The organism is Nostoc sp. (assembly GCF_036917975.1).
GTDB lineage: Bacteria > Cyanobacteriota > Cyanobacteriia > Cyanobacteriales > Nostocaceae > Nostoc.
Genome location: NZ_JBALEJ010000009.1, coordinates 152,292 through 166,340, shown reverse-complemented (window position 1 = coordinate 166,340; position 14,049 = coordinate 152,292). Strand labels below are relative to the sequence as shown.

At 45.0% G+C, this 14,049-nt stretch carries 12 protein-coding genes; 3 read left to right on the top strand and 9 right to left on the bottom strand.

The genetic code is table 11. The features are described 5' to 3' along the window. Window positions 1-532: 532 nt before the first annotated feature. Entirely contained in the window at window positions 533-829 is a 297-nt protein-coding gene (locus V7K76_RS03160) for a hypothetical protein (RefSeq protein ID WP_334777189.1), read from the bottom strand. 238 nt (window positions 830-1,067) lie between these two features. On the opposite strand from V7K76_RS03160, the gene V7K76_RS03155 reads away from it, so the two are divergent. Further along, entirely contained in the window at window positions 1,068-1,235 is a 168-nt protein-coding gene (locus V7K76_RS03155) for a hypothetical protein (RefSeq protein WP_334777188.1), read from the top strand. On the opposite strand, the gene V7K76_RS03150 is transcribed toward V7K76_RS03155, so the two are convergent. Further along, complete coding sequence (locus tag V7K76_RS03150) at window positions 1,228-3,141, bottom strand: transketolase C-terminal domain-containing protein (RefSeq protein WP_334777187.1); 1,914 nt, start codon at window positions 3,139-3,141, stop codon at window positions 1,228-1,230. The two genes, V7K76_RS03155 and V7K76_RS03150, sit on opposite strands and share 8 nt — an antisense overlap. 375 nt (window positions 3,142-3,516) lie before the next feature. Between V7K76_RS03150 and V7K76_RS03145 the strand changes: the two genes are divergently transcribed. Further along, on the top strand, window positions 3,517-4,281 hold the full coding sequence (locus V7K76_RS03145) for a DeoR/GlpR family DNA-binding transcription regulator (protein WP_334777186.1): 765 nt from the start codon (window positions 3,517-3,519) through the stop codon (window positions 4,279-4,281). 216 nt (window positions 4,282-4,497) lie between these two features. Here the strand turns inward: V7K76_RS03145 and V7K76_RS03140 are convergent, their stop codons facing one another. The 6 genes from V7K76_RS03140 to V7K76_RS03115 all read right to left on the bottom strand — a co-directional run bounded on the left by V7K76_RS03140 (window position 4,498) and on the right by V7K76_RS03115 (window position 11,374). Next, a complete protein-coding gene (locus tag V7K76_RS03140; protein WP_334777185.1) occupies window positions 4,498-5,541 on the bottom strand; it encodes an ABC transporter substrate-binding protein in 1,044 nt (347 codons plus the stop codon). Between the two features lie 209 nt (window positions 5,542-5,750). Beyond that, window positions 5,751-6,356, bottom strand: a complete 606-nt coding sequence (locus tag V7K76_RS03135; protein ID WP_334777183.1) for an HD domain-containing protein — start codon at window positions 6,354-6,356, stop codon at window positions 5,751-5,753. 303 nt (window positions 6,357-6,659) lie between these two features. Beyond that, a complete protein-coding gene (locus V7K76_RS03130; protein ID WP_334777181.1) occupies window positions 6,660-7,649 on the bottom strand; it encodes an aldo/keto reductase in 990 nt (329 codons plus the stop codon). A gap of 197 nt (window positions 7,650-7,846) precedes the next feature. Next, window positions 7,847-8,833, bottom strand: coding sequence for an aldo/keto reductase (locus V7K76_RS03125; RefSeq protein WP_334777180.1), 987 nt, complete (start codon window positions 8,831-8,833; stop codon window positions 7,847-7,849). 133 nt (window positions 8,834-8,966) lie between these two features. Next, complete coding sequence (locus V7K76_RS03120; protein WP_334777178.1) at window positions 8,967-9,959, bottom strand: aldo/keto reductase; 993 nt, start codon at window positions 9,957-9,959, stop codon at window positions 8,967-8,969. Beyond that, entirely contained in the window at window positions 9,956-11,374 is a 1,419-nt protein-coding gene (locus V7K76_RS03115; RefSeq protein WP_334777177.1) for a tetratricopeptide repeat protein, read from the bottom strand. The genes V7K76_RS03120 and V7K76_RS03115 overlap by 4 nt, the downstream gene beginning before the upstream one ends. Before the next feature lie 361 nt (window positions 11,375-11,735). Between V7K76_RS03115 and V7K76_RS03110 the strand changes: the two genes are divergently transcribed. After that, a complete protein-coding gene (locus V7K76_RS03110) occupies window positions 11,736-12,359 on the top strand; it encodes a Uma2 family endonuclease (RefSeq protein ID WP_334777176.1) in 624 nt (207 codons plus the stop codon). Between the two features lie 419 nt (window positions 12,360-12,778). On the opposite strand, the gene V7K76_RS03105 is transcribed toward V7K76_RS03110, so the two are convergent. After that, window positions 12,779-14,017 carry an acyl-CoA dehydrogenase gene (locus V7K76_RS03105; RefSeq protein ID WP_334777175.1) on the bottom strand — a complete coding sequence of 413 codons (1,239 nt, stop codon included), beginning with the start codon at window positions 14,015-14,017 and terminating at the stop codon, window positions 12,779-12,781. Between the last annotated feature and the right edge of the window lie 32 nt (window positions 14,018-14,049).

The following is a 14,049-nucleotide window of genomic DNA, read 5'->3' as shown; positions in this document are numbered from 1 at the left end:
ATCAATTAAATGCAAAGAATATTTGTATCATTAATAGTATTAAATACAACAGCTTCTATCAAGAATATAACTACTACTTAAGAAGTAAAGCCAGGAAAGTAAAAAGTCTAAAACCTATATACAGCAGGTTTATAGTAGGCTTTTTCTACCTTAACTTTCGTTTTATATACTAAAAACGGCTGAGAACTTGACTTTTGAATAATCGCCAAAAGCTTGTTTGTGCCAAGCTTATAGCCATTTTTTAAAAAGTCTCGTTGTTACCCGTTCGCAGTATAACTAAATACAGTTCAGTTAAGCATTTGTCTCTTCTCTCAGTGCCCTCTGCGTCTCTGTGGTAGCCTGCGGCAAGCCGCTCCGCGTCTACGTTAAAAAAATTGATGTTGACAAAGGGTTTTAGCCTTAACTGAACCGTATTGTTTTATAAGTGATCTAATATCAATACATTTGGGCATTAATTTGAGCAAATTTATGTAAATAAAAAAAGGAGAGTATTGCTACTCTCCTAAGGTAATATGAGTGAAAATTTATTTTCTTAGTGATTCAAGCGAGCTTCACGTTGACGCAATTCACGAACATGTCGCGCACGAGCTTGACGTTCACGTAATTCATGAGCGCGTCGTTCACGAGCTTGGCGTTCACGCAATTCACGAGCGCGTTGTTCACGGATTTGACGTTCACGTTGAATTCGATTGTTATTAAAAGCTACAGTATTATGATTAAAACGATCGCGCTCAAATTTCAATTCAGCAGCATTAGCATTTTGAGAAAGAGCAGCAATTGAGGTAGCGGCTAATAAGCCTCCAAGTAGAATAGCTTTTAAGCGGTTCATATATTTCTTAATCTGCCTTGCATTACTTGATTTGTACATTCTCAATGTAATCGACATAATCAAATATACGCCTGTGACAAAAGTCATATTTAAATAGTTACTTTTTTCACTAATACTAGGATTTATATTTAATTTTTGAAATTGGATAATGGTCGATATTTCACTTGATACACGTTATACCCTCAGTATCCTTAGTAAGATTTAAATCTAATTCCTATCAGCACACCACAAAAAGGGTATGGAATTTAGCGAGTCAAAGGTTTGCCTCGTTCCTAGTCTCCGACTGGGAATGCTCGTCGTTGAGGCTCCGCCTCGCTTGCTGGCGGCAGAGCCATCAAGAGCAGCATTTCCAGCCGGAGGCTGGAAACGAGGTTTTAAAGGAGTTGCGGAATGTCAAATTATTTAACTAAATCCTTCACCTTATTGATAATGCTCACTGGATCAATGCCTTGGTGTAAAAATTGTTCCCATAAACCGCCGCAACCTTCTTTATGAGTACCAAGATAAGCATACTTGGGAGTAAACCCGCGCTCTAATAGCCAGCTACCGAAACGGCTGCCCAATCCAGTTCGACGGTTAAAGGATTCCACAACCAGTACAAAAGGAGCATTACCGATTTTCACCATTATCTCTTCGTCAATAACGTTTAAGGTTGGTTTATTGATCAAACCTACGTCTAGCCCTTCTTGCTGGAGACGCTCAACAGCATCCAGGGCACGATATAGAGCTTCACCAAAGCTGATGATGTAGCCTTGGGTTCCTTCTCGAATTACCTCATCTTTGCCAGAGACAAATTTATAATCACTACCAAAAAATTCATGGCCGTTTTTGTCAAGAATTAATGGTACTTTAGAACGAGTAGAGAAAATAAACCGCAGTCCCGGATCAAAAAATACAGCTTCTACACAAGCTTTCATTTGATTCGCATCAGATGGAAAGTAAAGACGTGTTTCGTAGCCATCATCTAAACCATTGTCAGCGAACATATTGTTCAAACCAAAGTGGCAGGTATTATCTGCCATATCATCGATACCTGCATGAGAAAAGTGACAAAGTACATTAGAGTAGTTCAACCGCGCCATCGTAATCTCTGAGATACACATTTCCAAGAAAGCGCTAAAGGTTGCGAAAATACCTTGTTTTCCTGCTTCCATCCCAAATCCGGCAGCAGCAGAAAAGTTACCCCGTTCCATGATGCCAGAGGAGATAAAAATTTCCGGGTAGGCATCGTGAATCTTCTTCAGACCACAAGAGCCTTCAAGATCGCTATCAATGACTCTGACTTTTTGCTTGCGTTCTGCTTCACTGATGCGACTTAAGACAGAAACTACCGCATCACCAAACACATTGCGGTTAGCATCCCATTTATTACTAGAGCCAAGAAAAGTATAAGTGTGCTTCGGTTTTTGAATGCTCTTAATGTATTCAACAGCAGTAGTTTGTTGGTGTGATTCGAGATATTGAATTGCTAACTCTACGGAAATCACATCATGACCGTGAGTCGAACCTTCTAACCCTTTAATACCAGGACACATGGGGCGTTTATTGATGATGGCAACTGGCCCAGGAGTTGCTACAGCTTCACAAATCCGACGGTATAAGTCGTCTAAGTCTTCTCCATCTCCTTCGAGTATCTTTAACCCATGCCCTTCTAAGGTTTTGGCGACTGTAAAACCGGGTAAATATTTTGAAGGATGTCCGGCGATTGTCACGTCATTATCATCAATGATTAGCTTCACATTAAGATATTGAGCGACAGCCAAGCGGGCAGCTTCCGCGTCATTACCTTCCTGCTGGGAACCATCGGAACCAAGACAGAAAACTATCTTACCTGGATTGGCGATCGCTACGCCATTGACGTAGGGCCATATATGTCCTAGTCGTCCAGAGCTAAATTTTACACCAGGAGTTAGCCCTAATTCCGGGTGTCCTGGTAAGCCGGAGTGGGCTTCACGATAGTGCAGGAGTTGCTCACTTGGTAAGTCACCGTGCAAGGCTGCCATCAAATACTGAGTTGCAACTCGATGTCCGGCTTCATCAAAGAAAATCGGCACAAATTGATCCGATGCTGCCCGAAATAAGGCATCAAGTATGACCACCTCTGGTACTGTGTCATAAGGCCCTCCAGTGTGGCCACCCACCCCTCTAGCAGCTCCAGTGGCTGTAAACAAGACGATCGCATCGCGGCAGAGTTGAATATTTGTTTTTAGGCTCTCTCGTTCCTCCACGGTAAGAGTTGTCTTGGCTGGGTTAAGAACCAGAGGCTTGTAAGCACTCAAATCAATAGGAAATTGAATCTTCGTAACAGTCACGTCGTTTCGCTCCGAATTCAAAAGTCAAAATTCAAAATTAAGGGAACTCCAAGAAATAAATTATCCAATGTTGTGGGGTGGGCAACATGAGCGCCCAGTCCATAGGGCGGGCGAGACGCCCACCCCACAAGAGTTAATTGAATATTTTTTTATTTGTCAGTCCCTGATGATCCCCATAAATAAATTTAGGGGCTTGTATCATGAGTCGTTTTCGGTCATTGAAAATGCAGCTAAGATTGTTAAATCCCGCTTGCGTGAATATGCTTGAATTTATTTAAAGACGATCGAAAATATGCAGAAACCTGCATGTCTATGAGTATAAACTCACAAACGTGCAATTTCAAGATCAAATATGCAACTTCAGGAAAATCAACTATGTTAACTGCGGAGCGCCGACAATTCATCTTGGAAATTCTGCGACGTGACAAGAAGGTACTATCGTCGGAACTCAGCGCGGTTCTAAAGGTTTCTGAGGATACGATTCGTCGGGATCTCCGAGAACTAGCTGAATCTGGTCTTTTGCAGCGCGTTCATGGGGGGGCACTTCTGGTTTCTCCAGCTGTTGCGAGTTATGCCGATCGCCAAAAACAAGCACCGAAAGAAAAAGAAGCGATCGCTCGTGCAGCTGCCAAATTAGTTTGTACAGGGCAGGTGGTGATTTTAGATGGAGGTACAACAACTCTCCAAGTAGCCCGTCATTTGCCCTTGGATTTGCAAGCGACAATTGTCACCAATAGCCCTCCCATTGCGATCGCCTTGGCAGAACATCCCCATATTGAAGTTGTCATGTTGGGTGGACAACTCTACAAAAAAGCCTTGGTAAACGTTGGTGCTACAACAGTTGAGACATTACGAATGATTCGTGCAGATTTGTGCATGTTGGGGGTGTGTAGTCTACATCCAGAATTTGGGATTAGTGTAGCGAACTTGGATGAAGCCCATGTTAAACGAGCGATGATTGCTGGAGCCGCGGAAGTAGTTGGATTAGCCACAGAGGAGAAGTTAGACACTGCTGCACCTTATGTTGTGCAGTCGATTTATGCACTAACTTATCTTGTAACTGCACCGACTGTATCCGATCGGCTGCTAACTTCTTACAAAGCTTTAGGTTTGACGATCATTCGTGATGAGTCGGCTTGAGGAGGCAGGGGGCAGGGGGCAGGAGGTAAAGCCGACCTACTTATTATCGTTAATTAAAGGGTTTAAGAACCTGCAATCTACATGTAGCATCCATTTCAGTCGGGGTTTGTCTTGAGAAATCGCTCCACTTGGGCAAAGCCCAAGACCTCGTTTCTCGCTAAATCCCCGTCTGAAATTTCTTTAATTTTGAATTTTGAATTTTGAATTGTTCAGGTGTCATTTTGTCCAGATACTTTGGTCGGTGATGGAACGCACTTCGATCTGTGCAGGCAAGATTTGGTCTTTGTAGGAACGATCAGCCACGGTTTGCAATGCGCGGATATCGTCATCGCTCACCGGGCGCAATTCTCGTGCGGAGCGTTGGGTAATGGATTTTGAGGTATTTAGTGGCAAGCGCGACAGTTTTGCGTAAACTTGAGCATAGCCATCTGGATTCGCGATCGCCCAGTCGCTAGCTTTGTTCAGCCGCTTTAAAAAATCTGCGATCGCCGCCCGCTTACCAGGATCGGCTAGGGCTTTGTCGCTTGCGGTAATTAACGATAATCCACTGTTGATACCCTGACCGTCACGCAGCACCCGCCCGCCATTTTGTTGCGCCACATAAAAGTAGGGATCGAAGGTCGCCCACACTTCGATACTCTTGGATGAGAAGGCCGCAGATGCATCAGTTGGTAGCACAAATTTGACCGTTACATCAGTGCGTTTCAGACCAACCTCTTCAAGGGCACCATAAAGCTGGTACTGCGAAACACTACCCCGCGCTGAGGATACTACTACAGTCTTACCCTTCAGGTCAGCCACACCTTTAATGGGAGAATCCGCATGAACGATGATGCCAAGTCCTTCGCCCTTGCCAACTTTGGTTGCAAGGATCTTGAGCGGCGTTTTACCTACGGCTGCGGCCAGAACAGGAAGATCGCCGGCGGGTGCGGTATCCACTGCACCCACACGCAGCGCTTCAAATAAAGGTGCAGCACCCTGGAAGCTTGCCCATTTGTATTTATACGGCACACCTTCAAGTGCATTGGCGGCTTCCACAAGCGCCCGCGTACCACCAACTTGATCGCCTAGCACGACGGTAACTTGTGACAGATCAACATTTGTCGCTTTTTGCGGACTGGCTAGCTCCCCACATCCATAGAGTCCTAGCAAGGGGAGAAATGCAACCGACAGGATGAGTACCTTATTAATATGGTTGAATCGCATCATGTGTAAGTGGGGAGTGAGGAAAAGATCAATTTCATGCTTGGCGGTGTACAAAGTTCATCGGGACTACTGGTCTGTCCCATTAATTCTGATAGGTGAATCAAATTTCAATTTCTCTTCTTTACCTCTTAACTTTGCGCTCTTTGCGTCCTTCTCTAACGAGACGCTGCGCGAATGCGGTTCGTTCTTTTTTCCCTCAAATTTAATGGGACAGACCACTACTTTCTACCTCGCTATTGCAAAACTTAATTACGAATTACGAATTACGCATTATTCTCAGATTCCTGTTTTGTATGCTGGCCCCAAGGTTCACGAGCGAAGATCCGGCGTACTATCGGCTCAAAGAAAGTCAGGGGCAGAGTATCATAGTTTGGATCAAATGATTCTTGATCCCACTTATGGCAGAATTCAGCAGTGGGGTCAAAGTAAGGATGACCTCGGAACTTTTCTCTAGCATGGCGATCGCGTCCTGTATGATGCCAGAAATAATAGCCTTGGAAAATCCCATGATGTTCAATTATCCAATGGGTAGATGGACTCACATAAGGTTTGAGGATGGTTGCTGCTAGCTCTGCATGATTTACAGGTGCTAATAAATCACCAATATCATGCAGCAATGCAGCTACCACAACTTCTTCTTCTGCCTCATCCCGAAAAGCGCGTGTTGCCGTTTGTAGCGAATGCTGATAGCGATCGATCAAATTTCCTGGATAACTCTCTTGTAAGCCAACTAAAAGTGTTAGGGCGCGATCGGCAACCTGATTTAACAAAGGCTTAGAGTGTTCCCGTAACAAAAGATAATCCTCTTTTGTTCCGTCTGCCATTCGTGTATAAGTGGCAATAGGTCTTTTTGTAGATGAGTCTGACATTACATACTCCCGATGTAAATCTCAAAATTCTCTGTTTATTCTTTCAATACCTTCGCCAATTTACAAGTATTGGCATCTCTCCCATTCCCTACTACTGGCGTGGCAAGGCTAAAATGTTGCAAAAAAATTGTAGGTTGGGTGGAGGCTTTGCGTAACCCAACATCCTGGTAAATAAGCGTACAGAATTAATTACACTTTTAATTTGCATAACTAGGGCGGGCAAGATGCCCACCCCACAAGAGTTTTAATTCCAGGTAATATGCAAGGTTATTTGTCCAACAGCTTATTAAGCTTGCTATGCCACTACGCTGGGTACTGATGTCCAATAATGGGATGAGTTTGATAAGGCTCTTCAAGAAACTTGCGCTCTTCATCAGAAAGTTTCAAATCTACAGCCTCAACTGCATCTTTGAGATGTTCTATCTTGCTTGCACCAACAATCGGAGATGTTACGCCTGGTTGATGTAATACCCAAGCCAAAGCAATTTGTGTTGGTTTCACACCACGTTTTTGCGCTAATTCGACGACGCGATCGACTACTTGAAAATCAGAATCTCGATAGTAGCGACTATGACCCAATTGGTCGGTTTTTGCTCTTATTGTCTCACCATAGCCTTCCTTAGTGCGATTCCCAGCCAAAAAGCCTCGCGCTAAAGGACTCCAGGGAATAATCCCAATGCCTTGGTCTAAAGACAGAGGTATTATTTCTCTCTCTTCTTCTCGATAAACCAAGTTGTAATGGTTTTGGATAGAAACAAAGCGAGTCCAGCCGTGTTTGTCAGCAGTGTAAAGAGCTTTAACAAACTGCCATGCGTAAACACTTGAGATCCCCAAGTAGCGAACTTTACCTGATTTGACTACATCATGGAGTGCTTCTAAGGTTTCTTCAATTGGTGTCTCGTAGTCCCAACGGTGAATCTGGTACAAATCTACGTAATCTGTTTGTAGCCGCCGTAAGGAAGCGTCAATGCTATCAAAAATATGCTTTCGAGATAGTCCTCGGTCATTGGGGCCATCACCGACTTTGTTATATACTTTGGTAGCAATTACAACTTGATCTCTTTTCGCAAAGTCTTTTAATGCCCGACCCAAGATTTCTTCGCTCACACCCAATGAGTATGTATCAGCAGTGTCAAAGAAATTAATTCCCAATTCCAAAGCCAGTTTAACAAATGGGCGACTTTCTTCTTCTTCTAATACCCATTCATGCCATTTGCGAGAGCCAAAGGTCATAGCACCTAAAGCTAGGCGTGATACTTTCAGTCCAGTTTTGCCGAGATTTACGTATGTCATAATTTTTTAGGGATTTAAGTATTCGGGATTGGGCATGGGGCATGGGGCATTAACTGGTTCCCAGCCTGGAGGCTGGGAACCGATTCTTGGAGGCTCCGCCTCCAGTGGCTTGACCAGAGGCAGAGCCTCTCAGAATTCGTTCCCAGCCTAGAGGCTGGGAACGAGGCACAGTCCCAGTCCCCAGTCCCTAATCCCTACTACGCTGGGTACTGATGCCCAATGATGGGATGAGGTTGATAAAGCTCTTCTAGAAATTTGCGCTCTTCATCAGAAAGTTTCAAATCCACAGCTTCAACTGCTTCTTTAAAATGCTCTATCTTAGTTGCCCCAACAATTGGGGCAGTCAGTCCTGCTTGATGCAATAGCCAAGCTAGGGCAATTTGCGCTGGTTTTACACCGCGTTTTTGAGCTAACTCAGCGACGCGAGCAACTATTTGAAAATCTGACTCTTGATACTGGCGGTTTCCCTCTGAATCTTCGACTTTTGACCGTATTGTTTGACCGCCTTCTTGAGTGCGATTTCCCGCCAAAAAGCCTCGTGCTAAAGGACTCCAGGGAATAATCCCAATGCCTTGGTCTAGAGATAGAGGTATAATTTCACGTTCTTCTTCGCGGTAAATCAAGTTGTAGTGGTTTTGGATAGAAACAAAGCGAGTCCAACCGTGTATATCAGCCGTGTAAAGAGCTTTAGCAAATTGCCAAGCATAAACACTAGAGATTCCCAAATAACGCACTTTACCTGATTTAACTACGTCATCAAGTGCTTCTAGGGTTTCCTCAATTGGTGTTTCATAATCCCAACGGTGAATCTGGTACAAATCTACGTAATCTGTTTGTAGCCGCCGCAAGGAAGCATCTATGCCATCAAAAATATGTTTGCGAGATAGTCCTCTGTCATTAGGGCCTTCACCAGCTTTACCGAAGACTTTTGTCGCAATGACAACTTGATCTCTTTTGGCAAAGTCTTTAAGTGCCCGTCCTAAAATTTCTTCACTGATGCCTTGTGAATAAACATCAGCTGTGTCAAAGAAGTTAATTCCCAATTCCAAAGCCAGTTTGATAAAGGGGCGGCTTTCTTCTTCTTCTAATGTCCATTCTCGTAGTTTACGAGAACCAAAGCTCATAGTACCAAGGGCAATACGTGATACTTTTAATCCACTTTTTCCGAGATTTATGTATGTCATAAGTTTTTGGGGGTTGGGGATTGGGGATTGGGTACTGGGTACTGGGTACTGGGTACTGGGGATTGGGTATTAATTAGTTATTTGTTCCCCTGCTCTTCTTCCCCAGTCGCTAGTCACCAGTCCCCAATCCCTGCTACGCTGGGTACTGATGTCCTAAGATGGGATGTGGTGTGTAAGGTTCTTCCAGGAACTTACGCTCTTCATCGGAAAGCTGCAAATCTACAGCCTCAACTGCTTCTTTGAGATGCTCTATTTTGCTAGCACCAACGATCGGAGCGGTTACGCCTGGTTGATGCAATAGCCAAGCTAAGGCAATTTGTGTTGGTTTCACGCCGCGTTTTTGCGCTAATTCGACGACGCGATCGACTATTTGAAAATCTGAATCTTGATAGTAGAGATTGTGGGCGAATTCGTCGGTTTTTGCTCGCACGGTTTGACCATAGTCTTGTTTGCTGCGATTTCCGGCGAGGAAACCACGCGCTAAGGGACTCCAAGGAATGATCCCAATTCCTTGATCTAGAGATAAGGGTATGATCTCTCTCTCTTCTTCTCGATAAACTAAGTTGTAGTGATTTTGGATCGATATAAAGCGACTCCAACCGTGTATGTCAGCCGTGTAAAGGGCTTTGGCAAACTGCCATGCGTAAACACTTGAGATTCCTAAGTAACGAACTTTACCTGATTTGACTACATCATGTAGTGCTTCTAGGGTTTCCTCTATGGGCGTTTCGTAGTCCCAACGGTGAATTTGATACAAATCGACGTAATCTGTTTGTAAGCGCCGTAATGAGGCATCAATACCATCAAAAATATGCTTACGAGATAGCCCGCGATCATTGGGGCCATCACCGATTTTATTGTAGACTTTGGTAGCAATAACTACTTGATCTCTTTTAGCAAAGTCTTTGAGCGCCCGTCCCAGAATTTCTTCACTGGCACCTAAGGAGTAAACATCAGCAGTGTCAAAGAAGTTTATCCCCAATTCCAAAGCTAGTTTAATAAAGGGGCGACTTTCTTCTTCTTCTAGTACCCATTCTCGCCATTTCCGAGAACCATAGGTCATAGTACCCAAAGTCAAGCGTGATACTTTTAATCCACTTTTTCCGAGATTTACGTATGTCGTCATACTGTTTGCTCTACTTTTTGATAACGTTGTGATAGTTCTAATGCAACTTGAGAAGCTTGATGTGCTTCATCGATGTGTCCTAGCTGGTTGTAAGTATTAGCTAATTCTCGTTGAATCACGGGAATGTTGCTACGGGCAGCATTGCGCTTTTCCAGAACATTTAAGGTTTTGTGATATTGCCGATCGCGAATCAGTGCATCAAGATAAATTTGCTCAAATAAATCTCGTTGAGCATGAGATCCACCTGTGGAGTATAAATCGGGTAATACTGGCTCTAGTTCAGCGATCGCATTTTCCCAATCCCCACGAGCATGAGCAATCATCCCCCTAGCGGCTGGTACTCCTACCTCTATCCAAGTCGGCCGCGCATAGGGTAAGACGTTCTCTCCATGAGTTTGCATACTCTCTAACATCTCTGCCGCCCAGTCATCTTTACCGCCCCGTACCAATGCATAGATATATTGCAAATCCAAAAAGGCGAGGGTATGTTCGTGTATTCGTGGTTGCAGGTAAGCAGCAAGTTCTTGCCAGCGCGAACCAACATCTACACCGCGTAACTCTAGCCGTAACAACAAGGCGATCGCGTTAATCTGTTCGCGTCCATTGTCTTTTTTGGCACGTCCCCAGATGCGCGTGTCATATATCTCTAATACTTTGGCAAAATTCTCAATATCCAAGTAGTAAAGGGATGTGTGCCACCAAAGATGTCCATAAAAAGCCGAGCTACCATATTCCCAAGTGTCGCTAAGACTTTCCATTAAGCTAATTCCTTCTTGTAAGCGTCCTTGAGTTTCTAATACATGAGCAACGGCGTGGTGTGCCCAACGATTATCTCGTTTCAGAGCGATCGCTTGTCGCCCATATTCTTCTGCTTCTGCTAAACGATGGCACTCTTCTAGCCCAAAGGCCAGCATCCCATACATATAAGGGTTGTCACGATTGGCGGCGAAAACTTTTTCGGCAATTAGTAACATTCCCTGACTGTTACCGGAATTTCGATAGTGGTATTGAGCTAGATGTACCGAGGCTAAATCGCGGGGAAAGGCAATGGCGATCGCTTCATGATGAGCGATCGCTTGAGCAATGTCTCGGTTTGCCCATGCTTCAATTGCCACAACGTAAAGTTTTTCGCGATCGTTCGCTCTTTTTAGGTAAGATTTCGCCAGATTGAGATAGTATTTGGCCTTGGTTAAGGCAACAGAGCCACCAGCAAATAGATAAAAGGCGGCAACTTGAGCGTTGGCGATGGCTACGCCCGCCGAAGGCATCGCACAAGTCGGATCTGCTTCAATTGCTTTGAGAATCACTTGGGCATCGTTACCAACACCCAATAATTGATCCACAAAGCCATTGATGGCATCTACCGCTGCTGATGAGTCGGTAGTAATTTCGAGTTCAGATGCATCTTTTACCATTGATTTTCCCAGAGCATTGCACAGCGACAAGCATGACTTTGCAAAAGCTAGGCTATAAACTACTGTATCTCAATAGGGTTACTGGGGTTAATAATAATTGGGATTAATTTTTTTCAGAACTTTTTTGTCACCTAAATCTTTGCTCAGGGTGGCTTTGGAAAATTGCCGTTGCATAATAGAGGGAAGTTAAAACAATTCGCAATTCGCAATTCACAATTACGTTTTGCGACGGGGATTTAGACCCCGACCCAAAACGGGCTGCCTGTATTGCTGGGGACTTAAACCCCCAAAGTTCGTTAACAATGAATAAACTGCCCTCCAACCGTGAGATTTCTTATCTGGAAACAGACTGGAGACTAAAATGACCCCAGCAGCGATGTCTGGTGACAAGCCGCAAAGCGTCTACGCTACACCCCGTCAGGAATCACCCTTATTGTTTGAGGGAGTGACCTGGAGAGAATTCAAAGCAGTTGAGCAGTTGTTAGAGCGCCCAGGATATCGCCTATCTTTCCTAAATGGAATATTAGAGATCCGAAGAATGCCAGGAGAAGAACACGAAACCGTCAAGGAAAGGCTTGGGGCGTTGCTGGAACTGTACTTGCTTGCGGCAGGGTTTGACTTTACTCCAACTGGTTCAATGACATTAGAAAGTGAATCGGGTGCAGTAAAGCGAGAAGCAGATAAATCTTATAAACTTGCGCCTGGTCGAGTAAGTCCCGATTTGGCTATAGAAGTGGTGTTTACCAGTGGCGGGATCAACAAACTGGAAGCATACAAGCGGCTGTTGATTCCTGAAGTGTGGTTTTGGGAAGACGGTATGTTATTCGTTTATCACCTGCGCTATGAGGGCAACGCACTTCACTATGAAAGGGTTTCCAGTAGTGAGGAGGTCAAAGGGATCGATCTGGATTTGTTGTTACGCTGCATTAATATGGTGAATCATGTTGATGCCATCAAGACTTTTCAGCAAGCACTTCAGAAGTAACTAGTACTGCAAGGCGGAATTCAAAATTCAAAATTCAAAATTCAAAATTCAAAATTCAAAATTAATACAGCGTAAGCGTTTCATTGATTTTGAATGGTGAGGCAGTCCGGTCTTCTCCCAAGGGGAGACGCCAAGGGCGATGGGGGTTCCCCCCATGAGGAACTGCCGTTAGCGCAGCGTTAGCGAGTCTGCGAGCGTCACCCGAAGGGGTGGTTTATTTACGCCGTGTTGTACTGGTGTATTTGCTCCACTCAGGGGTAAGGGTGCGTGCTGGGCGATTATCAGCCAAGCAAATGATTATTGTCTAATGACTAAATCGACGGGCGGCTATCCCGGACACCCCTCTTGAAGGTATGGGATTCCCGCCGATTTTCGTTGAATCATGATTTTTCTCTTTGATAGCGTTGATTGCAATTTCCTTAGAAAAATCCTCGCGGTGGTAGTGGTGTGCCGTTGATTTCGTAGTCGCCAATGGCACGAGCCTTAAAATGGCTGGGATTATGGGATGCCAGGGTGCGGGCGTTGCGCCAATGACGATCTAAGTTAGAGCTTTTTTTAGTTGTGGAAGCCCCGCCAACTTCAAATAGTAAGGTGGCTGAACGTAGTGCCAAGTCATCGACAATTAATTTTGCTTTGGATGCACCCAGAGAAGCTGCTAGGGCTGCGGCTAATTGAGCCTCCTCACCTTGGGTTTTGGCAACAGCGAGGCGATCAAGACCATCGGCAGCAGCCAGTACAATTGCTTCAGCAGCAAAGGCGTTGGCGGAGAGTTGCCCGACAGTTTGCTGTAACAGGGGGTCATCTGCTGCTTGCTCGGCTACAGCATGGTAGAAGGTTCTGGGGCGTTTGTGAATTAGCGCTGTCGCATCGCGCAAGACGCTGCGAATAATCCCGGCGTTCACCGCCGTCAGGAACAATTGCGGGACGATGTTGTAGGGTAAATTGTCTTTGTCTGTATCCTTTTCCAAAATGACTTCATCTGCTTCCACACGGACATTTGTAAACTTAGTTGTTCCCGTGCCAGTCAACCTTTGCCCAAAGCCGTCCCAGTCGTCCACAAGCTCAACCCCTTCGCGGTTGCTGGGAATAATCCCCGTTGCTGGGATGTCTTCTGGTGTGAGCAGACGCACGTAAAGAAAGTCTGCGTAAAGGCTACCAGTGCTGTAATATTTCGTTCCGTTGAGACGGTAGCCGTTACCATCAGGTGTTAATTTGGTATTGACGACTCCGCCACCACCGGCTTTTTTCAGTTCTAGTTCATTGGCAGCGCTACCGAAGATTGCGCCATCAACGGCGGCTTTGAGCCAGCGCCGATTTCTGGCGGTGCGTTCGGAACGCAAAATTCGCTCTGTGATGGAGAAATGATTCCGCACAATGTGAGCAACATTCGCGTCAGCATCCCCCAAGCGAATAGCAACCTCGAACAATTCCCGTGCGGTTCTACCAGCCCCACCTTCAGCAACAGGGATTCGCAATGCACCCAACCGGGAACGCCGGATTAATTCCACCACATCATAGGGCAGAATGCGATCGCGATCGCGCTCACTTGCCCCAACAGCGATAAAATCCAAAAGCTGCTGGAATTCTGGCGAATTGGCTGTGACAGGAGCCGAAAACTTAATTTGGGGTTCTAGAACTTTCTCTACAATTTGGGTCATGGTTTTTCTCTCTCAAATATCTGATGTTGAAA

Coding starts and splice junctions, on each gene's coding strand:
- V7K76_RS03160 (WP_334777189.1), bottom strand. CDS start 829: ATGAACCGCTTAAAAGCTATTCTACTTGGAGGCTTATTAGCCGCTACC.
- V7K76_RS03110 (WP_334777176.1), top strand. CDS start 11,736: ATGACCCCAGCAGCGATGTCTGGTGACAAGCCGCAAAGCGTCTACGCT.
- V7K76_RS03120 (WP_334777178.1), bottom strand. CDS start 9,959: ATGACGACATACGTAAATCTCGGAAAAAGTGGATTAAAAGTATCACGC.
- V7K76_RS03125 (WP_334777180.1), bottom strand. CDS start 8,833: ATGACATACATAAATCTCGGAAAAAGTGGATTAAAAGTATCACGTATT.
- V7K76_RS03145 (WP_334777186.1), top strand. CDS start 3,517: ATGTTAACTGCGGAGCGCCGACAATTCATCTTGGAAATTCTGCGACGT.
- V7K76_RS03130 (WP_334777181.1), bottom strand. CDS start 7,649: ATGACATACGTAAATCTCGGCAAAACTGGACTGAAAGTATCACGCCTA.
- V7K76_RS03135 (WP_334777183.1), bottom strand. CDS start 6,356: ATGTCAGACTCATCTACAAAAAGACCTATTGCCACTTATACACGAATG.
- V7K76_RS03105 (WP_334777175.1), bottom strand. CDS start 14,017: ATGACCCAAATTGTAGAGAAAGTTCTAGAACCCCAAATTAAGTTTTCG.
- V7K76_RS03155 (WP_334777188.1), top strand. CDS start 1,068: ATGGAATTTAGCGAGTCAAAGGTTTGCCTCGTTCCTAGTCTCCGACTG.
- V7K76_RS03115 (WP_334777177.1), bottom strand. CDS start 11,374: ATGGTAAAAGATGCATCTGAACTCGAAATTACTACCGACTCATCAGCA.